The organism is Pseudocitrobacter sp. RIT415 (assembly GCF_003057695.2).
In the GTDB taxonomy this organism is placed as follows: Bacteria; Pseudomonadota; Gammaproteobacteria; order Enterobacterales; family Enterobacteriaceae; genus Pseudocitrobacter; species Pseudocitrobacter faecalis.
Genome location: NZ_QBJC02000004.1, coordinates 94,503 through 117,479, shown reverse-complemented (window position 1 = coordinate 117,479; position 22,977 = coordinate 94,503). Strand labels below are relative to the sequence as shown.

The 22,977-nt window shown below is 54.5% G+C and carries 21 protein-coding genes and 7 tRNA genes; 25 read left to right on the top strand and 3 right to left on the bottom strand.

Annotated features, from left to right (window positions below):
• Positions 1-8 precede the first annotated feature (8 nt).
• From asnB to DBY68_RS06045, 8 genes are all read left to right on the top strand, one after another.
• Complete coding sequence (gene asnB, locus DBY68_RS06080; protein ID WP_108473918.1) at positions 9-1,673, top strand: asparagine synthase B; 1,665 nt, start codon at positions 9-11, stop codon at positions 1,671-1,673.
• A gap of 356 nt (positions 1,674-2,029) precedes the next feature.
• A tRNA-Met gene (locus tag DBY68_RS06075) sits at positions 2,030-2,106 on the top strand.
• A gap of 9 nt (positions 2,107-2,115) precedes the next feature.
• Positions 2,116-2,200: transfer RNA gene (locus DBY68_RS06070), tRNA-Leu, on the top strand.
• A gap of 23 nt (positions 2,201-2,223) precedes the next feature.
• A tRNA-Gln gene (locus DBY68_RS06065) sits at positions 2,224-2,298 on the top strand.
• A 36-nt stretch (positions 2,299-2,334) separates the two neighbouring features.
• Positions 2,335-2,409 (top strand) — tRNA-Gln (locus tag DBY68_RS06060).
• Positions 2,410-2,428: 19 nt separating this feature from the next.
• A tRNA-Met gene (locus DBY68_RS06055) sits at positions 2,429-2,505 on the top strand.
• A gap of 44 nt (positions 2,506-2,549) precedes the next feature.
• Positions 2,550-2,624, top strand: a tRNA-Gln gene (locus tag DBY68_RS06050).
• 36 nt (positions 2,625-2,660) lie between these two features.
• Positions 2,661-2,735: transfer RNA gene (locus DBY68_RS06045), tRNA-Gln, on the top strand.
• 92 nt (positions 2,736-2,827) lie between these two features.
• On the opposite strand, the gene ubiF is transcribed toward DBY68_RS06045, so the two are convergent.
• Complete coding sequence (gene ubiF, locus DBY68_RS06040; RefSeq protein WP_108473919.1) at positions 2,828-4,003, bottom strand: 3-demethoxyubiquinol 3-hydroxylase; 1,176 nt, start codon at positions 4,001-4,003, stop codon at positions 2,828-2,830.
• A 162-nt stretch (positions 4,004-4,165) separates the two neighbouring features.
• Here ubiF and miaB point away from each other — a divergent pair, with 162 nt between their 5' ends.
• The 10 genes from miaB to rihA all read left to right on the top strand — a co-directional run bounded on the left by miaB (position 4,166) and on the right by rihA (position 14,524).
• Complete coding sequence (miaB, locus tag DBY68_RS06035; RefSeq protein ID WP_108474102.1) at positions 4,166-5,590, top strand: tRNA (N6-isopentenyl adenosine(37)-C2)-methylthiotransferase MiaB; 1,425 nt, start codon at positions 4,166-4,168, stop codon at positions 5,588-5,590.
• A gap of 186 nt (positions 5,591-5,776) precedes the next feature.
• Complete coding sequence (locus tag DBY68_RS06030; RefSeq protein WP_108473920.1) at positions 5,777-6,823, top strand: PhoH family protein; 1,047 nt, start codon at positions 5,777-5,779, stop codon at positions 6,821-6,823.
• Positions 6,820-7,287 carry an rRNA maturation RNase YbeY gene (gene ybeY, locus DBY68_RS06025; protein WP_108473921.1) on the top strand — a complete coding sequence of 156 codons (468 nt, stop codon included), beginning with the start codon at positions 6,820-6,822 and terminating at the stop codon, positions 7,285-7,287. The genes DBY68_RS06030 and ybeY overlap by 4 nt, the downstream gene beginning before the upstream one ends.
• 97 nt (positions 7,288-7,384) lie before the next feature.
• Entirely contained in the window at positions 7,385-8,263 is an 879-nt protein-coding gene (gene corC, locus DBY68_RS06020; RefSeq protein ID WP_015965366.1) for a CNNM family magnesium/cobalt transport protein CorC, read from the top strand.
• A 22-nt stretch (positions 8,264-8,285) separates the two neighbouring features.
• Positions 8,286-9,824 carry an apolipoprotein N-acyltransferase gene (gene lnt / locus DBY68_RS06015; RefSeq protein ID WP_108473922.1) on the top strand — a complete coding sequence of 513 codons (1,539 nt, stop codon included), beginning with the start codon at positions 8,286-8,288 and terminating at the stop codon, positions 9,822-9,824.
• A 432-nt stretch (positions 9,825-10,256) separates the two neighbouring features.
• Positions 10,257-11,162, top strand: coding sequence for an amino acid ABC transporter substrate-binding protein (locus DBY68_RS06010; RefSeq protein WP_108473923.1), 906 nt, complete (start codon positions 10,257-10,259; stop codon positions 11,160-11,162).
• A gap of 161 nt (positions 11,163-11,323) precedes the next feature.
• A complete protein-coding gene (gene gltJ, locus DBY68_RS06005; protein WP_015965369.1) occupies positions 11,324-12,064 on the top strand; it encodes a glutamate/aspartate ABC transporter permease GltJ in 741 nt (246 codons plus the stop codon).
• Positions 12,064-12,741, top strand: coding sequence for a glutamate/aspartate ABC transporter permease GltK (gene gltK / locus DBY68_RS06000; RefSeq protein ID WP_108473924.1), 678 nt, complete (start codon positions 12,064-12,066; stop codon positions 12,739-12,741). The genes gltJ and gltK overlap by 1 nt, the downstream gene beginning before the upstream one ends.
• Positions 12,738-13,463 carry an amino acid ABC transporter ATP-binding protein gene (locus DBY68_RS05995; RefSeq protein ID WP_108473925.1) on the top strand — a complete coding sequence of 242 codons (726 nt, stop codon included), beginning with the start codon at positions 12,738-12,740 and terminating at the stop codon, positions 13,461-13,463. Before gltK ends, DBY68_RS05995 begins: the two co-directional genes overlap by 4 nt.
• A gap of 122 nt (positions 13,464-13,585) precedes the next feature.
• Complete coding sequence (gene rihA / locus DBY68_RS05990) at positions 13,586-14,524, top strand: pyrimidine-specific ribonucleoside hydrolase RihA (RefSeq protein ID WP_108473926.1); 939 nt, start codon at positions 13,586-13,588, stop codon at positions 14,522-14,524.
• An 83-nt stretch (positions 14,525-14,607) separates the two neighbouring features.
• On the opposite strand, the gene DBY68_RS05985 is transcribed toward rihA, so the two are convergent.
• Positions 14,608-15,090 carry a zinc ribbon-containing protein gene (locus tag DBY68_RS05985; RefSeq protein ID WP_108473927.1) on the bottom strand — a complete coding sequence of 161 codons (483 nt, stop codon included), beginning with the start codon at positions 15,088-15,090 and terminating at the stop codon, positions 14,608-14,610.
• Between the two features lie 223 nt (positions 15,091-15,313).
• Between DBY68_RS05985 and leuS the strand changes: the two genes are divergently transcribed.
• Genes leuS through nadD form a run of 4 tightly spaced genes read left to right on the top strand, consistent with a single transcriptional unit; the run spans position 15,314 to position 20,166 of the window.
• Complete coding sequence (gene leuS, locus DBY68_RS05980; RefSeq protein ID WP_108474103.1) at positions 15,314-17,896, top strand: leucine--tRNA ligase; 2,583 nt, start codon at positions 15,314-15,316, stop codon at positions 17,894-17,896.
• Between the two features lie 14 nt (positions 17,897-17,910).
• Positions 17,911-18,492 carry an LPS assembly lipoprotein LptE gene (lptE, locus tag DBY68_RS05975; RefSeq protein WP_108473928.1) on the top strand — a complete coding sequence of 194 codons (582 nt, stop codon included), beginning with the start codon at positions 17,911-17,913 and terminating at the stop codon, positions 18,490-18,492.
• Positions 18,492-19,523, top strand: coding sequence for a DNA polymerase III subunit delta (gene holA / locus DBY68_RS05970; RefSeq protein ID WP_108473929.1), 1,032 nt, complete (start codon positions 18,492-18,494; stop codon positions 19,521-19,523). Before lptE ends, holA begins: the two co-directional genes overlap by 1 nt.
• A 1-nt stretch (position 19,524) precedes the next feature.
• Positions 19,525-20,166 carry a nicotinate-nucleotide adenylyltransferase gene (gene nadD / locus DBY68_RS05965; RefSeq protein WP_108473930.1) on the top strand — a complete coding sequence of 214 codons (642 nt, stop codon included), beginning with the start codon at positions 19,525-19,527 and terminating at the stop codon, positions 20,164-20,166.
• Here nadD and cobD read toward each other — a convergent pair.
• A complete protein-coding gene (gene cobD, locus DBY68_RS05960) occupies positions 20,141-21,235 on the bottom strand; it encodes a threonine-phosphate decarboxylase CobD (RefSeq protein ID WP_108473931.1) in 1,095 nt (364 codons plus the stop codon). The genes nadD and cobD overlap by 26 nt on opposite strands.
• 60 nt (positions 21,236-21,295) lie before the next feature.
• Here cobD and DBY68_RS05955 point away from each other — a divergent pair, with 60 nt between their 5' ends.
• From DBY68_RS05955 to rlmH, 3 genes are all read left to right on the top strand, one after another.
• Positions 21,296-21,907 carry an adenosylcobalamin/alpha-ribazole phosphatase gene (locus tag DBY68_RS05955; protein WP_108473932.1) on the top strand — a complete coding sequence of 204 codons (612 nt, stop codon included), beginning with the start codon at positions 21,296-21,298 and terminating at the stop codon, positions 21,905-21,907.
• Positions 21,908-22,164: 257 nt separating this feature from the next.
• A complete protein-coding gene (gene rsfS / locus DBY68_RS05945; protein ID WP_041686290.1) occupies positions 22,165-22,482 on the top strand; it encodes a ribosome silencing factor in 318 nt (105 codons plus the stop codon).
• A 3-nt stretch (positions 22,483-22,485) separates the two neighbouring features.
• A complete protein-coding gene (rlmH, locus tag DBY68_RS05940; RefSeq protein ID WP_108473933.1) occupies positions 22,486-22,953 on the top strand; it encodes a 23S rRNA (pseudouridine(1915)-N(3))-methyltransferase RlmH in 468 nt (155 codons plus the stop codon).
• Positions 22,954-22,977 lie beyond the last annotated feature (24 nt).

The window sequence follows — 22,977 nt, the reverse complement described above, 5'->3', positions numbered from 1 at the left end:
AGAAGTCTATGTGTTCGATTTTTGGTGTACTGGATATTAAAACTGACGCGGGCGAGCTGCGTAAAAAAGCGCTGGAGCTCTCCCGCCTGATGCGTCACCGCGGCCCTGACTGGTCGGGCATTTATGCGTGCGATAAAGCTATTCTGGCGCACGAACGTTTGTCGATTGTCGACGTCAACGCCGGTGCGCAGCCGCTGTATAACGAAAAGAAAACGCATGCGCTGGCCGTCAACGGTGAAATCTACAACCATCAGGCACTGCGCGCGGAATACGCTGACCGCTACCCGTTCCAGACCGGTTCTGACTGCGAGGTGATCCTCGCGCTGTATCAGGAAAAAGGCCCGGAATTCCTTGATGATTTGCAGGGAATGTTTGCTTTCGCCCTCTACGACAGCGAAAAAGATGCCTATCTGATTGGTCGTGACCACATCGGCATTATCCCGTTGTATATGGGTTACGACGAATTCGGTAACTTCTATGTTGCCTCTGAAATGAAAGCGCTGACCCCGGTTTGCCGCACCATCAAAGAGTTCCCGGCAGGCAGCTATCTGTGGAGCAAAGATGGCGAAATTCGTCAGTATTATCAGCGCGACTGGTTCGATTATGACGCGGTAAAAGACAACGTTACCGATAAAAACGCACTGCGTCAGGCGCTGGAAGAGTCAGTGAAAAGCCACCTGATGTCTGACGTGCCTTACGGCGTACTGCTCTCCGGTGGTCTGGATTCCTCCGTGATTTCCGCCATCACCAAAAAATTCGCTGCACGTCGCGTGGAAGATGGGGAACGCTCTGAAGCCTGGTGGCCTCAGTTGCACTCCTTCGCCGTCGGTCTGGAAGGGTCGCCTGACCTGAAAGCTGCACAGGAAGTGGCAAACCACCTTGGCACTGTGCACCATGAAATTCACTTCACCGTGCAGGAAGGCCTGGATGCTATTCGCGATGTTATCTATCACATCGAAACCTATGATGTGACGACGATTCGCGCCTCCACCCCGATGTATTTGATGTCGCGTAAAATCAAAGCGATGGGTATCAAAATGGTGCTCTCTGGCGAAGGTTCTGACGAAGTGTTTGGCGGTTACCTTTACTTCCATAAAGCGCCAAACGCCAAAGAGCTGCACGAAGAGACCGTGCGTAAACTGCAGGCGCTGCACATGTACGACTGCGCACGCGCCAACAAAGCGATGTCGGCCTGGGGCGTCGAAGCGCGTGTTCCGTTCCTGGATAAAAAATTCCTCGACGTGGCGATGCGCATCAACCCGCAGGACAAAATGTGCGGCAACGGCAAAATGGAAAAACACGTTCTGCGTGAATGTTTTGAATCCTACCTGCCGGCAAGCGTCGCGTGGCGTCAGAAAGAGCAGTTCTCTGATGGCGTAGGTTACAGCTGGATTGACACACTGAAAGACGTGGCGGCAAAACAGGTTACCGATCAGCAACTGGAAACCGCACACTTCCGTTTCCCGTACAACACGCCGAGCTCGAAAGAGGGTTATCTGTACCGTGAAATCTTCGAAGAGCTGTTCCCGGTGCCGAGCGCTGCAGAATGCGTGCCGGGGGGCCCGTCAGTTGCGTGCTCTTCTGCGAAAGCGATTGAATGGGATGAAGCGTTCAAAACGATGGACGATCCGTCTGGTCGTGCGGTGGGCGTACACCAGTCAGCCTACAAATAATTGCCTGTATCTTGAAAGCCCCGGAGATATCCGGGGCTTTTTCATTCCCCTTTTTTATATCCTGCCCATATACACCCTCAGGCCATGTTCAGCATAAGCCGCATCGCAGATGAATAGGTCGATTTCGCAGTACAATTGTTGAATTCCCTGAATCATCCTTTACGCTGAAATAACAGCTTCATGGCGCGTATAAAAACACGAAGTAACCAATTTTTGCCGAATATTCCATCACGCTGTTCGCAACCTAACCAAACAGTCACATTCCGGCAATTTTCCTTGAAAAAGAGGTTGACGCTACAAGGCTCAATACGCATAATGCGCCCCGCAACGCCGATAAGGTAACGCGAAAAAAAGATGGCTACGTAGCTCAGTTGGTTAGAGCACATCACTCATAATGATGGGGTCACAGGTTCGAATCCCGTCGTAGCCACCATCTTTTTTTGCGGGAGTGGCGAAATTGGTAGACGCACCAGATTTAGGTTCTGGCGCCGCAAGGTGTGCGAGTTCAAGTCTCGCCTCCCGCACCATTCACCAATAAGCGTTGCACGGATGGGGTATCGCCAAGCGGTAAGGCACCGGTTTTTGATACCGGCATTCCCTGGTTCGAATCCAGGTACCCCAGCCATTTTTCTTCGATATGTGCGGATAACCGCGACGGTATTGGGGTATCGCCAAGCGGTAAGGCACCGGTTTTTGATACCGGCATTCCCTGGTTCGAATCCAGGTACCCCAGCCATCGAAGAAAGCAGTAAATTGGCTACGTAGCTCAGTTGGTTAGAGCACATCACTCATAATGATGGGGTCACAGGTTCGAATCCCGTCGTAGCCACCAAATTAGAAATTTATCGATTCTTTCGGTAAACTTGCAAGACTTGTTGGGGTATCGCCAAGCGGTAAGGCTCTGGTTTCTGATACCAGCATTCCGAGGTTCGAATCCTCGTACCCCAGCCATTTTCAAAAGACGTTCACGTTGTGAGCGCACCCTGTTGGGGTATCGCCAAGCGGTAAGGCACCGGATTCTGATTCCGGCATTCCGAGGTTCGAATCCTCGTACCCCAGCCATATAAAACAAAAAAGCTCGCTTCGGCGGGCTTTTTTGTTTTTGTCATTCAGGGGAAGAGCCGGATGCGCTGCGCTTATCCGGCCTACGAAAATTACAACCCTAACGCATACTTCAGCGCCTGCCGTTTCAGCACACCTGCGCGCTGGGCAGCCATTAACCCAATGTTGCGCACAACCTTCAGCGGGCTGAGATCGTTACTGAATCCCGCGTAGAAAAGATCCATACCTGACTGCATCAGGAAATTATCTGCGAGGCGGCGAGCCTGGTAGCGCTTCAGTACGTGCTCACTGGCCCAGTCTTCAGCATATCCGCGCGCATTCGCCAGCACGTCAATCAGCGCATCCACGTCGCGATAGCCCAGATTCACCCCCTGCCCCGCCAGCGGATGAATGGTATGCGCCGCATCGCCCACCAGCGCCAGCCCCGGCTGGACGTACTGCAACGCGTGACGACGCGTCAGCGGGAACGAACCAGCGGCAACCGGCGTGACCTGCCCTAAACGCTGCGGAAAATGCGTATGAATTTCCTGTTGCAGCTGCGCCATGGTGAGCGTCTGCAACTGGCGAATCCGCGCGGGGGTGTCGTACCACACCAGCGACGCCCAGTTCCCGAACAACGGTAAAAACGCCCGCGGCCCGGTTGGGGAAAACTGCTGCCAGGTGCTGTCACCGGGATCGTTTTCACACTGCACGGTGATCAACATGCAGGATTGCGGATACTGCCAGCCATGCGTGCCAATTCCAGCCATCTGACGAACCTGCGAAAATGCGCCGTCCGCGCCGACCACCAGACGCGCGGAAAGCGTCTCGCCTTCCGTCAACGTCACCAGACGTCGCCCGGCTTCCATCGTCATTGCACTGAACGTTTGCCCGATTTTCAGCGTGACCTGCGGATGCGCTTCCAGCGCCTGCCACAGCGCCAACTGTAAGACATTATTCTCGACCATGTAGCCCAGTTGCGGCAGCTTCAGCTCGGCGGCATCAAACACCACGTGCGCGTTTTGCCACTCCCAGGTCTCCAGGCGACGCCAGGCATGCACACGCATCGCCTGAATCGCATCCCAGACGTCAAGCCCGCGCAGGAGCGATACGGACGCAGCGCTGATGGCCGAAATGCGCACATCCGGCTGCGATGCCGGATCAAACGCAGCAGGTGCCGATTTCTCCAGCACGGTGACGGAGAAACCTTCCCGCGCCAGCCCTAACGCCAGCGCGCCGCCGACCATCCCCCCGCCTACCACGACGATGTCTGTTTGCTGAATTGTCATAGTCAATTATCCTTAACCGTTAATGCCTTAAGTTTACCGGATTTTATGCCGCTTGAGGTCATACTGGTCACAACCGCGTCAAAGCATTACAATACGCGCCCTGCATTCCTGGCTATTTCCCCGCCATTTTCGGGGTTTAAACATTTGAGCAAGAGCGAGTCGATGACAAAAAAACTCCATATTAAAACCTGGGGCTGTCAGATGAATGAGTATGATTCATCCAGGATGGCCGATCTGCTGGATGCCACTCATGGGTATCAACTCACTGATGTGGCTGAAGAAGCGGATGTGCTGCTGTTGAATACCTGCTCAATCCGCGAGAAGGCTCAGGAAAAAGTCTTCCACCAGTTAGGCCGCTGGAAATTATTAAAGGAAAAAAATCCGAAGCTGATTATTGGTGTAGGCGGCTGCGTGGCTTCTCAGGAAGGGAAGCTGATCCGTCAGCGTGCACACTACGTCGACATTATTTTTGGCCCACAAACCTTACACCGCTTGCCTGAGATGATTGATACCGTGCGTGGCAACCGCCGCCCGGTCATCGATGTCAGCTTCCCGGAAATCGAGAAGTTTGATCGTCTGCCGGAACCGCGCGCAGAAGGCCCAACCGCCTTTGTTTCCATTATGGAAGGCTGCAACAAATATTGTACTTACTGCGTGGTGCCGTACACCCGCGGTGAAGAAGTTAGCCGTCCGTGCGACGATATTCTGTTTGAAGTGGCGCAACTGGCGGCACAGGGCGTGCGTGAAATTCACCTGCTCGGCCAGAACGTTAACGCCTGGCGTGGTGAGAACTATGACGGCACAACCGGCTCGTTCTCCGAACTGCTGCGTCTGGTCGCCGCCATCGACGGCATCGACCGCCTGCGTTTCACCACCAGCCACCCTATCGAGTTTACTGACGATATCATTGATGTATATCGCGATACCCCGGAACTGGTGAGCTTCCTGCATCTGCCGGTCCAGTGCGGTTCCGACCGCGTACTGAACCTGATGGGTCGTACCCACACCGTGCTGGAGTACAAATCGATTATCCGCAAGCTGCGCGCCGCGCGTCCGGATATTCAGATTAGCTCTGACTTTATCGTCGGCTTCCCGGGCGAAACAACCCAGGACTTCGAGCAGACCATGAAGCTGATTGGCGAAGTGAATTTCGACGTCAGCTACAGCTTTATTTTCTCCGCCCGTCCGGGTACGCCAGCCGCTGATATGGTGGATGACGTACCGGAAGAGGAGAAAAAACAGCGTCTGTACATTCTGCAGGAGCGTATTAATCAGCAGGCCATGGCGTGGAGCCGCCGCATGCTCGGCACCACCCAGCGTATTCTGGTTGAAGGTTTGTCACGTAAGAGCGTGATGGAACTGACCGGACGCACCGAAAATAACCGTGTGGTGAACTTTGAAGGCACCCCGGATATGGTCGGTAAGTTTGTCGATGTCGAAATTGTGGATGTCTACACCAACTCACTGCGCGGCAAAGTGGTGCGTACGGAAGATGAAATGGGGCTACGTGTGGTCGAATCACCGGAGTCCGTCATTTCTCGTACCCGTAAAGAGAATGATCTGGGCGTCGGCGTTTATCAGCCGTAAACCTTTCGGCCTGCCGCTCCGGCAGGCCTTGTTTTCTCTGCCTTTCACCCAAATATCCACTGCAATGCTTGCGCCTTTATTCGCTGGCGTGAATAATTTCATCAATGATGACCCGATTGTCGGGATGAGCCTAATCGTAGGCCGGATACGCGTATTGCTTTCCGGCAAACATGAAAGAGGAACAGTTTGAACATAGACACTCGCGAAATTACGCTAGAACCAGCAGACAACGCCCGCTTGCTGAGCCTTTGCGGCCCGTTTGATGACAACATCAAACAGCTTGAACGGCGACTGGGCATCGAAATTAACCGTCGTGACAACCATTTCAAACTCACCGGACGCGCGATTTGCGTCACCGCTGCGGCAGATATTCTGCGCAGTCTGTATGTCGACACCGCTCCGATGCGCGGCCAGATTCAGGATATCGAACCGGAGCAAATCCACCTCGCCATTAAAGAAGCGCGCGTGCTGGAACAGAGCGCCGAAAGCGTGCCGGAGTACGGTAAAGCGGTCAATATCAAAACCAAACGCGGCGTGATTAAACCGCGTACGCCGAACCAGGCGCAGTACATCGCCAATATTCTTGATCACGACATCACTTTCGGCGTGGGCCCGGCAGGTACCGGTAAAACCTATCTGGCGGTAGCGGCGGCAGTCGATGCGCTGGAACGTCAGGAAATCCGCCGTATTCTGCTCACGCGTCCGGCGGTAGAAGCCGGTGAAAAGCTCGGCTTCCTGCCGGGGGATTTAAGCCAGAAAGTTGACCCGTACCTGCGTCCACTGTACGACGCGCTGTTCGAGATGCTCGGCTTTGAGAAAGTGGAAAAACTGATTGAGCGCAACGTGATTGAAGTGGCCCCGCTGGCCTACATGCGCGGGCGCACGCTGAACGACGCGTTTATCATTCTCGATGAAAGCCAGAACACCACCATCGAACAGATGAAGATGTTCCTGACGCGTATTGGCTTTAACTCGAAAGCGGTGATCACCGGCGACGTTACCCAGATTGACCTGCCGCGTAACACCAAATCCGGCCTGCGCCACGCCATTGAAGTGCTGGCGAACGTCGATGAAATCAGCTTTAACTTCTTCCACAGCGAAGACGTGGTACGTCACCCGGTCGTGGCGCGTATCGTTAACGCCTATGAAGCCTGGGAGGAAGCAGAACAAAAACGTAAAGCTGAGCTGGCTGCGGAAAGAAAACGCGAAGCTCAGGAACAGGAGCAGAAATGAGTCAGGTGATCCTCGATCTCCAGTTGGCCTGTGAAGACAACACCGGTCTGCCCGACGAAAGTCAATTTCAGACATGGCTGGATGCCGTTATCCCACAATTTCAGGAAGAATCAGAAGTGACGATTCGCCTGGTGGATACTGCGGAAAGCCATGAACTCAACCTGACCTATCGCGGGATGGACAAGCCAACCAACGTGCTCTCTTTCCCGTTTGAAGCACCGCCGGGAATGGAGATGCCGCTGCTGGGCGATCTCATCATTTGTCGTCAGGTGGTTGAGCGTGAAGCCAAAGAGCAGAATGTGTCGCTTGATTCCCACTGGGCGCACATGGTGGTGCACGGCAGCCTGCATCTGCTGGGCTACGACCATATCGAAGATGACGAAGCCGAAGAGATGGAAGGCATCGAAACGGAGATAATGCTTGCTCTGGGCTATGAGGATCCGTACATTGCCGAGAAAGAGTAACTGTCGGGCTTCGGCTCGTCAGTGCCTTATTGCCGCCCAACGCTGAGTTTGCGCGTGGCGGCCCAGATTAACTAACCATGAGAACCCAAACGACGCCATGAGCGACGACAATTCACACAGTAGTGACACAGTAAGCAGCAAAAAGGGATTTTTCTCCCTCTTACTCAGCCAGCTTTTCCACGGTGAACCGAAAAACCGCGACGAACTGCTGGAGCTGATCCGTGATTCCGGGCAGAACGACCTTATCGACGAAGATACGCGCGATATGCTCGAAGGGGTAATGGACATCGCCGACCAGCGCGTTCGCGATATCATGATCCCGCGTTCCCAGATGATTACCCTGAAACGTAACCAGACCCTTGATGAATGTCTCGACGTCATCATCGAATCTGCGCACTCCCGTTTCCCGGTGATCAGCGAAGACAAAGATCACATCGAAGGGATTTTGATGGCCAAAGACTTGCTGCCGTTTATGCGCAGCGATGCCGAAGCCTTCAGCATGGACAAAGTGTTACGCCAGGCGGTTGTCGTGCCTGAGAGCAAACGGGTTGACCGGATGCTCAAAGAGTTCCGCTCGCAGCGCTATCACATGGCGATTGTTATCGATGAGTTTGGCGGCGTCTCCGGCCTCGTCACCATCGAAGATATTCTGGAACTGATCGTCGGTGAAATTGAAGATGAGTACGACGAAGAAGATGATATCGACTTCCGTCAGCTCAGCCGCCATACCTGGACGGTGCGCGCGCTGGCCTCTATCGAAGATTTCAACGAAGCCTTCAGCACCCATTTCAGCGATGAAGAAGTCGATACCATCGGCGGGCTGGTGATGCAGGCGTTTGGTCATCTGCCGGCACGCGGCGAGACCATCGACATCGACGGTTACCAATTCAAAGTGGCAATGGCGGACAGCCGCCGTATCATTCAGGTTCATGTCAAACTTCCTGATGACGCGCCACAGCCGAAAATGGAAGACTAAACTAACAGGACATTTCGCCTAAATGGTATTTGCCTCTCTTATTGAACGCCAGCGCGTGCGCTTACTGCTGGCGCTGTTATTCGGAGCCAGCGGTACGCTGGCTTTTTCTCCTTATGACTTCTGGCCTGCCGCGCTCATCTCCTTAATGGGCTTGCAAGGGCTCACCTTCAATCGCCGCCCACTACAAAGCGCCTGGATTGGCTACTTCTGGGGGCTGGGGCTGTTCGGCTCAGGTATTCACTGGATTTATGTCAGCATCGCCCAGTTTGGTGGTATGCCAGGGCCGATTAACGTTTTCCTCGTGGCGCTGCTGGCTGCTTATATGTCGCTTTATACCGGGTTGTTTAGCGGTATTCTGTCGCGCCTGTGGCCAAAAGCCACCTGGATACGCGTCGCCATTGCTGCGCCCGTGGTATGGCAAATCACTGAATTCCTGCGCGGTTGGGTGCTGACCGGCTTCCCATGGTTGCAGTTTGGCTACAGTCAGATTGACGGCCCACTTAAAGGCATTGCGCCGATTATGGGTGTCGAAGCGATTAACTTCCTGCTGATGGCAGTCAGCGGTTTACTGGTGCTCGCGGCCTGTACCCGTAACTGGCGTCCTGCGGTTGTTGCCATCGTGCTCTTCGCGCTGCCCTTCCCGCTGCGTTACATTCAGTGGTATCAGCTTGAACCACAGCGCGCGACACAGGTTTCTCTGGTGCAGGGGGATATCGCGCAGTCATTAAAGTGGGATGAAAATCAGCTCATTAATACGCTGAAAATTTATCTCAATGCCACGCAGCCAGAGATGGGTAAATCGCAACTGATTATCTGGCCGGAATCGGCAATCCCGGATCTGGAGATTAATCAGCAGAACTTCCTGCGCATGATGGACGATCTGCTGCGCTCTAAAGACAGCACGCTGGTGACCGGTATCGTTGACGCGCGTCTGAATAAGCAGAACCGTTACGATACCTACAACACTATCATCACGCTGGGTAAAGACAGCCCGTACAGCTACGAATCGAAGAATCGCTACAATAAAAATCACCTCGTCCCGTTTGGTGAGTTTGTCCCGCTGGAATCGATTCTGCGCCCGCTGGCGCCGTTCTTCGACCTGCCAATGTCCTCTTTCAGCCGGGGCGCTTATGTCCAGCCACAGTTGCTGGCGCACAACCTGAAGCTGACGGCGGCAATTTGCTACGAGATTATTCTCGGCGAGCAGGTGCGCGATAATTTCCGCCCGGATACAGACTTCCTGCTGACCATCTCTAACGATGCGTGGTTTGGTAAGTCAATCGGCCCGTGGCAGCATTTCCAGATGGCGCGTATGCGTTCGCTGGAGCTGGCTCGCCCGCTGTTGCGCAGCACCAATAACGGCATCACCGCCGTAATTGGCCCGCAGGGCGAGATTCAGGCGATGATTCCACAATTTACCCGCCAGGTGTTAACCACCACCGTGACACCAACGACCGGCTTAACGCCGTATGCACGCACCGGCAACTGGCCGCTGTGGGCGCTCACCGCGCTGTTTGGCTTTGGTGCGCTGGTGATGAGTTTGCGTCAGCGTCGGAAGTAATCCCCTCACCCTACCCCTCTCCCACGGGGAGAGGGGACTGTTCGCCCCCCTTTTTACGCCCTGCGCGGATTTTCTTCCTCTTCCTGTGGGAGAGGGCCGGGATAAGGGCATCAGCGTGCCCCCCAACTCCCCATTCTGGCACGCCAATTGCTTAATCAATACAGGCAGTAACGAATTCTGCATGAGCGCAACCTGGTAGCACCAAAACGAATCACCGGTAGCACCTCTTTAGTGCAATCTGCGATTTTTGCCTCAAAACGGTGCGGTGCAGTTCGCAAAAATAAACAATAAATCAGCAAATTCTTTACATTAAGCCACACTAAATGTTAACAAACACAGATAACGCTGCACGCTGAAATTGCAGACGATAACAACACAAACATCACAATGGGTATCTATGCGTCGATGACGCAGAGGATAAAGGAGTTGGATATGCAATTACGTAAACTGACCGCTGCTATGCTGGCGATGGGATTATGCGCCGGGGCGGCACACGCAGAAGATGCGCCGGCAGCAGGTAGCACCCTGGACAAAATCGCCAAAAACGGCGTGATCGTTGTCGGACACCGTGAATCTTCCGTTCCGTTCTCTTACTACGACAACCAGCAAAAAGTGGTCGGCTATTCTCAGGATTACTCCAACGCCATCGTTGAAGCCGTGAAGAAGAAGCTGAACAAACCAGACCTTCAGGTCAAACTGATTCCTATCACCTCCCAGAACCGTATCCCGCTACTGCAAAACGGCACTTTCGATTTTGAGTGTGGCTCGACCACCAACAACCTCGAACGCCAGAAACAAGCGGCTTTCTCTGACACCATCTTTGTCGTCGGTACTCGTCTTCTGACCAAAAAAGGCGGCGATATTAAAGACTTCGCGGATCTGAAAGGCAAAGCGGTTGTTGTAACCTCCGGTACCACCTCTGAAATTCTGCTGCATAAGCTGAATGACGAACAGAAGATGGATATGCGCATCATCAGCGCTAAAGACCACGGTGACTCCTTCCGTACCCTGGAAAGCGGTCGTGCGGTGGCATTTATGATGGATGACGCCCTGCTGGCCGGTGAGCGCGCGAAAGCGAAAAAACCAGACAACTGGGAGATCGTCGGCAAGCCTCAGTCGCAGGAAGCCTACGGCTGTATGCTGCGTAAAAACGATCCGGACTTTAAAAAGCTGATGGATGACACCATCGCCCAGGCGCAAACCTCCGGCGAGTCAGCAAAATGGTTTGAGAAGTGGTTCAAAAACCCAATCCCACCGAAAAACCTGAACATGAACTTTGAACTCTCTGACGAGATGAAGGCGCTGTTTAAAGAACCGAATGACAAAGCTCTGAACTAACTATAACAACCAGGGCGGGACTACCTGCCCTCTCGATTGTTGAATAGCACGGACAGACTACAGGTCTGGCGGTCGTTCCCCGCCGGGCCCGAATATCGCAGTACGCCGTTCACCAATCTTCGAGGGTAGCACTGCTACCCTTTTTTTTCTGGAGTAGATTTATGTCAATAGACTGGAACTGGGGGATCTTTCTGCAGCAAGCCCCGTTCGGCAACACCACCTATCTTGGCTGGCTATGGAGTGGTTTTCAGGTCACCGTCGCCCTGTCGATTACCGCCTGGATTATCGCTTTCTTCGTTGGCTCCCTGTTCGGCATCCTGCGTACCGTCCCTAACCGCTTTCTTTCGGGTATCGGCACGCTGTACGTTGAACTCTTCCGTAACGTCCCGCTGATCGTACAGTTCTTTACCTGGTACCTGGTCGTGCCGGAATTGCTGCCGGAAGATCTGGGGATGTGGTTTAAAGCAGAGCTGGATCCCAATATTCAGTTCTTCCTCTCATCGATGATTTGTCTTGGCCTCTTTACCGCGGCACGCGTGTGCGAGCAGGTACGCGCAGCGATTCAGTCGCTGCCACGTGGGCAGAAAAACGCCGGCCTGGCGATGGGCTTAACCCTGCCGCAGACCTATCGTTATGTGCTCCTGCCGAACGCCTACCGCGTTATTGTGCCACCGATGACCTCAGAGATGATGAACCTGGTGAAAAACTCCGCCATCGCCTCGACCATCGGCCTGGTCGATATGGCGGCGCAGGCAGGTAAACTGTTGGATTACTCGGCCCACGCCTGGGAATCGTTCACCGCAATTACCCTTGCTTATGTCTTGATCAACGCCTTCATTATGCTGGTGATGACTCTGGTGGAACGTAAAGTTCGCCTGCCGGGCAATATGGGAGGCAAATAATGTACGAGTTTGACTGGAGTTCCATCGTTCCTTCCCTGCCCTATCTGCTTGCCGGGCTGGTGGTAACGCTGAAAATTACCGTAACGGCTGTGATCGTCGGTATTGTATGGGGCACCATCCTTGCGGTGATGCGCCTGTCGACCTTCGCGCCGATTTCCTGGTTTGCTAAAACCTACGTTAACGTTTTCCGCTCCATCCCACTGGTGATGGTACTGCTGTGGTTTTATTTGATTGTACCGGGGCTGCTGCAGGATGTGCTGGGGCTCTCGCCGAAAACCGATATCCGCCTGATCTCCGCGATGGTGGCGTTCTCGATGTTTGAAGCCGCCTACTACTCGGAAATTATCCGCGCCGGTATTCAAAGTATTTCGCGCGGTCAGTCCAGCGCCGCACTGGCACTCGGGATGACCCACTGGCAGTCAATGAAGCTCATCATTCTGCCGCAGGCGTTCCGCGCGATGGTGCCGCTGCTGCTCACCCAGGGGATCGTCCTGTTCCAGGATACCTCGCTGGTGTATGTCTTAAGTCTTGCCGATTTCTTCCGTACCGCGTCCACCATCGGTGAGCGTGATGGAACCCAGGTCGAAATGATCCTGTTTACCGGCGCCGTTTATTTTGTGATTAGCCTGAGTGCTTCGCTGTTGGTCAGCTACTTGAAAAGAAGGACAGTTCAATGATTACCCTGAAAAATGTTTCTAAATGGTATGGTCAATTTCAGGTGCTGACCGACTGCTCCACCGAGGTGAAAAAAGGTGAAGTCGTGGTCGTCTGCGGCCCGTCAGGCTCCGGGAAATCGACGCTGATTAAAACGGTGAATGGCCTTGAGCCGGTACAGAAAGGCGAGATCCTGGTGAACGGGATTCAGGTTAACGATAAAAAAACCAACCTTGCATCTCTGCGCTCGAAGGTTGGGATGGTGTTCCAGCATTTCGAGCTGTTCCCGCATTTGTCGATTATCGAAAACCTGACGCTGGCGCAGGTAAAAGTGCTGAAACGCGATAAAGACGCCTCCCGCGAAAAAGGGCTAAAACTGCTGGAGCGCGTGGGCCTTTCCGCGCATGCCAATAAGTTCCCGTCCCAGCTTTCCGGCGGTCAGCAGCAACGTGTGGCGATCGCCCGCGCGCTGTGTATGGATCCGGTGGCGATGCTGTTTGATGAGCCGACTTCAGCGCTCGATCCTGAGATGATCAACGAAGTACTGGACGTTATGGTTGAACTGGCCAACGAAGGCATGACCATGATGGTGGTAACCCACGAAATGGGCTTTGCCCGTAAAGTGGCGAACCGGGTGATCTTTATGGATGAAGGGAAAATCGTTGAAGACTCCGAGAAAGAGGCCTTCTTCGCCAACCCGAAATCGGAACGCGCCAAAGACTTCCTCGCGAAAATTCTGCATTAATCTTTTCGGCGCGTGCTTCAGAGTGCGCGCCGCTTCACGCTTTTCTGCACATCTCCTCGAATGCATTGCCACGCAGCGCTACCCTTGTCGCAAAAAAATACCTGACCAGACAAGGAGTAACTATGGCAACCCCAATCATACTCGACTGCGACCCAGGACACGACGATGCCATTGCCATCGTGCTGGCCCTCGCCTCCCCGGAACTGGACGTCAAAGCCATTACCTCCTCCGCCGGAAACCAAACGCCGGACAAAACCCTGCGTAACGTGCTGCGCATGCTCACGCTGCTGAAACGTACCGATATTCCGGTGGCGGGCGGTGCGATTAAGCCACTGATGCGTAAACTGATTATTGCCGATAATGTACACGGAGAAAGCGGTCTTGATGGCCCAACGCTGCCGGAACCCGGTTTTGCCCCGCTGAGTTGTACCGCCGTTGAGTTAATGGCGAAAACCCTGCGCGAATGCGACCAGCCGGTTACGATTGTTTCCACCGGCCCACAAACGAATGTCGCCCTGCTGCTTAATAGCCACCCGGAACTGCACGCGAAGATTGCGCAAATTGTGATTATGGGTGGGGCAATGGGCCTCGGTAACTGGACGCCTGCCGCTGAATTCAATATCTATGTTGACCCGGAAGCGGCAGAAATTGTCTTCCAGTCTGGCATTCCGGTGGTGATGGCAGGTCTGGACGTCACCCACAAAGCGCAAATTCACATCGAAGATACGGAGCGATTCCGCGCCATTGGAAACCCGGTTTCCACCATCGTTGCCGAGCTGCTCGATTTCTTCTTCGAGTATCACAAAGATGAGAAATGGGGCTTTGTCGGCGCGCCGCTGCACGATCCGTGCACCATCGCCTGGCTACTGAAACCCGAGCTGTTTACCACGGTAGAGCGTTGGGTTGGCGTGGAAACGCAGGGGAAATATACCCAGGGCATGACGGTGGTGGATTACTACTTCCTCACCGGCAATCAGCCAAACGCGCGCGTGATGGTTGATGTGGATCGTCAGGGATTTGTAGATTTGCTGGCGGAAAGATTGGCCTTTTACCCTTCATAAACGCCCGGTGGCGCTTCGCTTACCGGGCCTACGGAGAAGCCATATCGTAGGCCGGATAAGCGTAGCGCATCCGGCACACATCCTTAGGGCTCAAACGGCCTTCTCTGGAACTGATCATGCCCGCATTTCGGGCACAGTGGCAGCACGTCCGGCGTATATACCGCCAGGTGGAAGTGGCACTTCTCGCACACAAGATTGCCAAGCCCTACCACCTCACCGCTGTGATACACGCCGTGGTGATTGAGATCCTGAAAGACTTCGCGCCATTCCAGCTGCGTTTTATCGGTGATATCCGCCAGCTCCTGCCAGATACTCTCTTTGATGACGCGTAAAAATACGCTGTCTTCTTCATCGTCCTGGCTTTCGCTGTAGCTCATAGCGAACTCTTCCAGGTCGCGCCTGACGGCACGAATCAGTTCGTCCACTTCCGTTCGCGTTAACTCGCCGGTCTGAATAACCCGCGCACGCGCCTGTTCCACCAGCGCATCGATATCACGCTCGCCGTTGCGTAGACGTTCGGTCAGCGTCGTCACCAGTTCGCGGTAAAATTGAGCAACCTTGTTCATTGTTTCCTCTCCCGGGCAGTTAACCTACTCTTATAATAGACCTTATTTCTTCACTACTCTGTCAGCTACCCCACAGAGTTCGTAAATCCGTGTCCGGGCTTTTCATCGCCATAATGTGTGAAAGGCTGTTTTGACGATGCGCTTTGGGCTATGCTATGCGGATCTGATTACCACATCCATTGGCTACATCGTAGCTGTATTGAAAACAGGACCACTGGCTGCCATGCAAGAGCAATACCGCCCGGAAGAGATAGAATCGAAAGTCCAGCAACATTGGGACGAGAAGCGTACCTTTGAAGTAACTGAAGACGAGAGCAAAGAGAAGTATTACTGCCTGTCGATGCTTCCTTATCCTTCTGGTCGACTACACATGGGCCACGTGCGTAACTACACCATCGGTGACGTGATCGCCCGTTATCAGCGCATGCTGGGCAAAAACGTGCTGCAACCGATCGGTTGGGATGCGTTCGGTCTGCCGGCAGAAGGTGCCGCGGTTAAAAACAATACGGCACCGGCTCCGTGGACGTATGACAATATCGCCTACATGAAAAACCAGCTCAAAATGCTGGGCTTCGGCTATGACTGGAGCCGCGAGTTGGCGACCTGTACCCCGGAATATTACCGTTGGGAGCAGAAATTCTTCACCGAACTGTATAAAAAAGGCCTGGTCTACAAAAAAACCTCTGCGGTCAACTGGTGCCCGAACGACCAGACCGTACTGGCGAACGAACAGGTTATCGACGGCTGCTGCTGGCGCTGTGATACCAAAGTTGAGCGTAAAGAGATCCCGCAGTGGTTTATCAAAATCACCGCTTACGCTGACGAACTGCTGAACGACCTGGATACGCTGGATCACTGGCCTGACACGGTGAAAACCATGCAGCGCAACTGGATTGGCCGTTCCGAAGGTGTGGAAATCTCCTTCGACGTAAACGACTACGCCGATAAGCTGACCGTCTACACTACCCGTCCAGACACCTTTATGGGTTGTACTTACCTGGCTGTCGCCGCAGGCCACCCGCTGGCTCAGCAGGCTGCTGCCAATAACCCGACGCTGGCGGCTTTCGTTGATGAATGCCGTAACACCAAAGTGGCCGAAGCCGATATGGCGACCATGGAGAAAAAAGGCGTCGACACCGGCTTTAAAGCGATTCATCCGCTGACCGGCGAAGCCATTCCGGTTTGGACGGCTAACTTTGTTCTGATGGAATACGGCACGGGCGCGGTCATGGCCGTTCCGGGTCACGATCAGCGCGACTATGAGTTCGCTACCAAATATGGTCTGAACATCAAGCCGGTTATCCTGGCGGCAGACGGTTCGAAACCGGATCTCTCCGAGCAGGCGCTGACCGAAAAAGGCACCCTGTTCAACTCCGGCGAATTCGACGGTCTGAGCTATGAAGACGGCTTTAACGCCATCGCCGACAAACTGGCCTCAATGGGCGTGGGCGAACGTAAAGTGAACTACCGTCTGCGCGACTGGGGTGTTTCCCGTCAACGTTACTGGGGCGCGCCGATTCCGATGGTAACCCTGGAAGATGGCACCGTTATTCCAACGCCAGAAGATCAGCTGCCGGTTATTCTGCCGGAAGATGTGGTTATGGACGGCATCACCAGCCCAATCAAAGCTGACCCTGAGTGGGCGAAAACCACCGTTAACGGTCAGCCTGCGCTGCGTGAAACCGACACCTTTGACACCTTTATGGAATCTTCCTGGTACTACGCGCGTTACACCTGCCCGCAGTATCAGGAAGGCATGCTGGATTCCGATGCGGCCAACTACTGGCTGCCGGTAGATATCTACATTGGCGGTATCGAACACGCCATCATGCACCTGCTCTACTTCCGCTTCTTCCACAAACTGATGCGCGATGCAGGCATGGTGAACTCTGACGAACCGGCTAAACAGCTGCTGTGTCAGGGCATGGTGCTGGCTGATGCCTTCTACTATGTTGGCGAGAACGGTGAGCGTAACTGGGTTTCTCCGGTTGATGCTATCGTTGAACGTGACGAGAAAGGTCGTATCGTGAAAGCGAAGGACGCGGCGGGCCATGAGCTGGTGTATACCGGCATGAGCAAAATGTCCAAGTCCAAAAACAACGGTATCGACCCGCAGGTGATGGTTGAGCGCTACGGCGCAGACACCGTGCGTCTGTTCATGATGTTTGCATCCCCGGCGGATATGACCCTGGAATGGCAGGAATCCGGCGTCGAAGGGGCTAACCGCTTCCTGAAACGTGTCTGGAAACTGGTTTACGAGCACACCTCTCAGGGCCCGGTTGCGGCACTGAACGTCGATGCGCTGAGCGAAGATCAACAAGCGCTGCGCCGTGACGTTCATAAAACTATCGCCAAAGTCACCGATGATATCGGTCGTCGTCAGACCTTCAACACCGCCATTGCGGCGATCATGGAGCTGATGAACAAACTGGCAAAAGCCCCGGTAGAAGGTGAGCAGGATCGCGCCCTGATGCAGGAAGCGCTGCTGGCGGTTGTGCGTATGCTCAACCCGTTCACGCCGCACGCCAGCTTCACCCTGTGGCGTGAGCTGGGCGGTGAAGGCGATATCGACAACGCACCGTGGCCGGTGGCTGACGAAAAAGCGATGGTAGAAAACACCACGCTGGTCGTCGTCCAGGTGAACGGTAAAGTACGCGGTAAAATCACCGTGGCCGTTGACGCGACCGAAGAACAGGTGCGTGAACGTGCAGGCCAGGAACACCTGGTCGCGAAATACCTTGATGGCGTTACCGTGCGTAAAGTGATTTACGTGCCGGGTAAACTCCTTAACCTGGTCGTGGGCTAAGCGCGGGAGGAAGCGTGCGATATCTGACAACTCTGTTGTTATCTTTGGCGGTGCTGGTCACCGCCGGATGCGGCTGGCACTTGCGTAGTACGACGCAGGTGCCCAGCGAAATGAAAACGATGATCTTCCAGTCCGGCGATCCGAACGGCCCGTTAAGCCGTGCGGTGCGTAATCAGCTGCGTCTGAACGACATCACCCTGCTGGAAGACAGCACTCTGCGTAAAGACGTACCGTCGCTGCGTATTATCAGCTCCGGCATTTCGAAAGATACGGCATCCGTGTTCCAGAACGGGCAGACGGCGGAATACCAGATGGTATTAACCGTGCGTGCGTCGGTGCTGATCCCGGGTCAGGATATCTTCCCGATCTCGACCAAAGTGTACCGTTCGTTCTTCGATAACCCGCAGCGTGCGCTGGCGAAAGATGCCGAGCAGACGATTATCATCAACGAAATGTACGATAAAGCGGCTGAACAGTTGATCCGTAAACTGCCGAGCGTACACATCGCCGACAGTAAAACGGCGCCAGATACCGTACCAATGGCGGAAGAATCGCCGATTGGCCCTGGCCGCGTCTCCACCACTCTGGGTAACTGATGATTCGGTTGTATCCAGAACAACTCCGTGCGCAGCTCTCTGAAGGGCTGCGCGCGGCGTATCTGCTGCTCGGTAACGATCCGTTACTGCTTCAGGAGAGCCAGGACGCCGTGCGCCATGCGGCCACTGAACAGGGCTTTATCGAGCATCACACCTTTTCCCTCGACGCCAGCACCGACTGGAACGAGATCTTCTCGCTAAGCCAGGCCCTGAGCCTGTTCTCCAGCCGCCAGACGCTGTTACTGCTGCTGCCGGAAAACGGCCCGAATGCTGCGATCAACGAACAGTTAACGCGCCTGGTTTCGCTGCTGCATGACGATCTGTTGCTCATTATTCGCGGTAACAAACTCACCAAAGCGCAGGAAAATGCCGCATGGGTGAGCACTCTTGCCAGCAATGCCGTTCAGGTAAGCTGTCAGACGCCAGAGCAAGCCCAGCTTCCCCGCTGGCTGGCGACGCGCGCGAAACAGCTCAATATTCAGTTGGATGAACCGGCCAGCCAGCTATTGTGTTACTGCTACGAAGGCAACCTGTTGGCGTTGTCACAGGCGCTGGAACGCTTATCGCTGCTGTGGCCGGACGGTAAACTGACTCTGCCACGCGTGGAACAGGCGGTGAATGATGCCGCGCACTTTACGCCCTTCCACTGGGTTGATGCCCTGCTGGCGGGAAAAAGCAAACGTGCCCTGCATATCCTGCAACAGCTGCGGCTTGAAGGCAGTGAGCCGGTCATTTTGCTGCGTACGCTGCAACGCGAACTGCTGCTACTGGTGAACATCAAGCGCCAGAGCGCTCATACGCCGCTGCGCGCACTGTTTGATAAACATCGCGTCTGGCAGAATCGCCGTGGTCTGGTGGGCGACGCGATTAATCGCTTGAGCGGTGACCAGTTACGTCAGGCGGTCACCCTGCTGACGCGTGCGGAACTTACTTTGAAGCAGGATTTCGGTCAGTCTGTGTGGGCTGAACTGGAAAGCCTGTCGCTACTGCTTTGCCATAAAGCCTTAGCCGACGTATTTATTGACGGATAATATGACTAAGCTCCAGGCACTGTTTGGCGGTACTTTCGATCCCATTCATTATGGTCATCTGAAGCCAGTAGAAATTCTGGCAAATCAGATAGGGTTATCGCGCATAATTATTATGCCAAATAACGTGCCGCCGCACCGTCCGCAGCCAGAAGCCACCAGCGATCAACGCAAACATATGGTGGAACTGGCGATTGCCGATAAACCGTTATTTGTGCTGGACGAACGTGAGCTGCGCCGCGACATGCCGTCTTATACGGCGCAAACCTTACAGGAGTGGCGTCAGGAGGAAGGGCCGGAAACGCCGCTGGCGTTTATCATCGGACAGGATTCCTTACTGACGTTTCCCACCTGGCACCAGTACGAAACCATTCTGGATAACGCGCATCTGATTGTCACGCGTCGGCCCGGCTACCCAATGACGATGAAGCAGCCGGAGCATCAGCAGTGGCTGGATGACCGACTGACGCTGCGCTCGGAAGATCTGCACGCACTGCCTGCGGGGAAAATCTTCCTCGCCGAGACGCCGTGGTTTGATATCTCCGCCACCATCATTCGCGAACGATTACAAAACGGCGAATCCTGCGACGAAATGATGCCCGCACCGGTGCTGGAATACATCATGCAGCAGGGCTTGTACCGCTAAATACCTCTTTCAACGCCTGGCACAGCCGGGCGTTTTCTTCCCGACTGCGAATCGCCACGCGATAATAACGCCCGTCCAGCCCCGGATAATTCGCACAGCTACGAATGAGCACATGACGCGTCAGCAGCGCCTGCTGTAAATCCAGGCCCGGAATATTACAGCGTAAAAACAGGTAGTTCGCGCGCCCTTCCCAGACCGTCAGCGCGGAAAAGTCACGCAGCCGCGACAGCAACGCCGCTCTTTCCTTCGCCAGCCACTGCCAGGTTGCCTGCTGATATGCACGATCGTGCAGAACCATTTCGCCCGCCAACGCCGCAAATGCATTGATAGACCAGGGCATCTGGCGTTGACGTAATCGCGCCACGGCGTCAGCGTCGCTGTTCAGCAAATACCCCAGACGCAGCCCCGGAATGGCATAAAATTTGGTTAGCGAGCGCAGCACCCAAACATGCGGGTTATTCTCCAGGTGCGGGATCAGCCCTGGCTCGTCAGGAAGGAAATCAAGAAACGCCTCATCCACCACCAACGTTATCGACAGCGCCCGACAGCGTTCCATAATCGCCGCCAATAATGATGCATCAGGATAAAGCCCGGTCGGGTTATTCGGCGTACACAGAAACAGGCAATCCAGCTCAGCGGTCAGTGCCGGAAGCAAGCGTTCGGTAAGCTGCCAGCTCTCGTCTTCGCACAGGGAAAATTCGCTGATCTGACAACCGATCTGCGCCAGCGCGCGTCGATATTCCGCAAAACCCGGCGTCACCAGCATGGCTCGCTGCGGTTGAAGCCCCTGCGCCAGCGTATAAATGGATTCCGTTTCGCCATTACCGGCCAGAACCCACTCAACGGGAACCTCATGGTGCGCCGCCAGTTGCTGATGCAGACGCTGATACTCCACATCCGGATAGCGTTCCGCCACACCAATTTGCGCAAACAACGCCTGTTTGAGCGTCTCCGGCATACCCAACGGATTAATATTCGCGCTAAAATCAACGAGCAAAGCGGGTTCAATGCCCAGCAACTGCGCCGCCTCGCGAATATTACCGCCGTGCGTGCTGGTAAGCTTAGCCATGATACTTCTCCGCCAAAAAGCAGTATCTTACTTCAGTTTGTTGATTCAGGGAGAAACACAATGAAACTCTGGCTGGTTCGTCACGGAGAAACCCAGGCAAATGTCGATGGGCTGTACTCCGGCCACTCGCCTACCCCGCTGACGGCAAAAGGCATCGGGCAAGCCGAGACGCTCGGTACGCTCCTGCAACGGGTGCCTTTTGATCATGTGATGTGCAGCGAACTGGAACGTACGCAGCAAACCGCGCGCCTGCTGCTGGGCGATCGCCCGCTTGTGCCCGAAATTGTCCCCCAGCTCAATGAGATGTTTTTTGGCGACTGGGAGATGCGCCACCACCGTGATTTGGTTATCGAAGACGCAGCCAATTATGACGCCTGGTGTAACGACTGGCAGAATGCTATCCCCACCAACGGCGAAGGCTTCCAGGCTTTCTCTGCGCGGGTTAATGCCTTTATCGACAGACTTCCCGAGCGAGATTACCAGAACCTGCTGCTGGTCAGTCACCAGGGCGTCTTAAGTCTTTTGACCGCACTTTTACTGAAGATGCCATCATCAGCAATGTGGCATTTTCGCATCGACCAGGGCGCCTGGAGCGTTATTGAGTTTACACCTGCGTTTGCCACGCTTCGCGTCCTCAATAGCCGCGCACGCTGGCAGCCAGAAGCGGGATAATCCCGATTTCTACCGCCGCGTCCGGCGCAGCCATTGACACCCGCCGACAGACTGTTATTCTCCGCAGCCAGAATCATTCCAGATGCAGCTATTGGCAAAAATTGTTTTACAAAAATGGCGATGCATTCGTTATTAATGAATGGGATGATAGCCCGCCTTACGACCCGTCCGGTGACATTTGTCCCGACAACGCCTTCAGTTCGGGTATACTGTCGGGCTCTACGACGATTTTCTTCACACACCCAAGGGGAACACACTTGCAGGGTAAAGCACTCCAGGATTTTGTAATCGACAAAATTGATGACCTGAAAGGTCAGGACATCGTGGCTATCGACGTTCACGGTAAATCCAGCATCACCGATTGCATGGTGATCTGCACCGGCACATCCAGCCGTCATGTCATGTCTATCGCCGATCATGTTGTTCAGGAATCTCGCGCCGCGGGCTTAATGCCGCTGGGCGTGGAAGGCGAAAACGTCGCCGATTGGGTTGTTGTCGATTTAGGCGATGTGATTGTCCACGTCATGCAGGAAGAGAGCCGTCGCCTGTATGAACTGGAAAAGCTCTGGAGTTAAGTTGTGAAGCTGCAGTTGGTCGCCGTCGGCACCAAAATGCCGGATTGGGTACAAACCGGGTTTACCGAGTATCTGCGCCGTTTTCCGAAAGACATGCCGTTTGAACTGGTAGAAATTCCTGCCGGTAAGCGCGGTAAGAATGCGGACATCAAACGTATTCTCGATAAAGAAGGCGAGCTGATGCTCGCCGCCGCCGGTAAAAATCGCATTGTCACGCTCGATATTCCCGGCAAACCGTGGGATACGCCCCATCTGGCGGTCGAACTGGAGCGCTGGAAGCAGGATGGCCGCGACGTCAGCCTGCTGATTGGCGGGCCTGAGGGGCTTTCTCCGGCCTGTAAAGCCGCCGCTGAACAGAGCTGGTCGCTTTCGAACCTCACGATGCCGCACCCGCTGGTGCGCGTGCTGGTCGCCGAGAGTCTGTACCGGGCGTGGAGCATCACCACCAACCACCCTTACCACCGCGAGTAATGATGACCAGGGTAAATTAAGCAG

What these genes read in the sequence shown, in the direction of transcription:
- rihA (WP_108473926.1), top strand. Translation starts at nt 13,586, where the DNA reads ATGGCAACCCCAATCATACTCGACTGCGACCCAGGACACGACGATGCC.
- miaB (WP_108474102.1), top strand. Translation starts at nt 4,166, where the DNA reads ATGACAAAAAAACTCCATATTAAAACCTGGGGCTGTCAGATGAATGAG.
- holA (WP_108473929.1), top strand. Translation starts at nt 18,492, where the DNA reads ATGATTCGGTTGTATCCAGAACAACTCCGTGCGCAGCTCTCTGAAGGG.
- lnt (WP_108473922.1), top strand. Translation starts at nt 8,286, where the DNA reads ATGGTATTTGCCTCTCTTATTGAACGCCAGCGCGTGCGCTTACTGCTG.
- nadD (WP_108473930.1), top strand. Translation starts at nt 19,525, where the DNA reads ATGACTAAGCTCCAGGCACTGTTTGGCGGTACTTTCGATCCCATTCAT.
- cobD (WP_108473931.1), bottom strand. Translation starts at nt 21,235, where the DNA reads ATGGCTAAGCTTACCAGCACGCACGGCGGTAATATTCGCGAGGCGGCG.
- DBY68_RS06010 (WP_108473923.1), top strand. Translation starts at nt 10,257, where the DNA reads ATGCAATTACGTAAACTGACCGCTGCTATGCTGGCGATGGGATTATGC.
- corC (WP_015965366.1), top strand. Translation starts at nt 7,385, where the DNA reads ATGAGCGACGACAATTCACACAGTAGTGACACAGTAAGCAGCAAAAAG.
- DBY68_RS05985 (WP_108473927.1), bottom strand. Translation starts at nt 15,090, where the DNA reads ATGAACAAGGTTGCTCAATTTTACCGCGAACTGGTGACGACGCTGACC.
- gltK (WP_108473924.1), top strand. Translation starts at nt 12,064, where the DNA reads ATGTACGAGTTTGACTGGAGTTCCATCGTTCCTTCCCTGCCCTATCTG.
- gltJ (WP_015965369.1), top strand. Translation starts at nt 11,324, where the DNA reads ATGTCAATAGACTGGAACTGGGGGATCTTTCTGCAGCAAGCCCCGTTC.
- DBY68_RS05955 (WP_108473932.1), top strand. Translation starts at nt 21,296, where the DNA reads ATGAAACTCTGGCTGGTTCGTCACGGAGAAACCCAGGCAAATGTCGAT.
- ybeY (WP_108473921.1), top strand. Translation starts at nt 6,820, where the DNA reads ATGAGTCAGGTGATCCTCGATCTCCAGTTGGCCTGTGAAGACAACACC.
- DBY68_RS05995 (WP_108473925.1), top strand. Translation starts at nt 12,738, where the DNA reads ATGATTACCCTGAAAAATGTTTCTAAATGGTATGGTCAATTTCAGGTG.
- ubiF (WP_108473919.1), bottom strand. Translation starts at nt 4,003, where the DNA reads ATGACAATTCAGCAAACAGACATCGTCGTGGTAGGCGGGGGGATGGTC.
- asnB (WP_108473918.1), top strand. Translation starts at nt 9, where the DNA reads ATGTGTTCGATTTTTGGTGTACTGGATATTAAAACTGACGCGGGCGAG.
- leuS (WP_108474103.1), top strand. Translation starts at nt 15,314, where the DNA reads ATGCAAGAGCAATACCGCCCGGAAGAGATAGAATCGAAAGTCCAGCAA.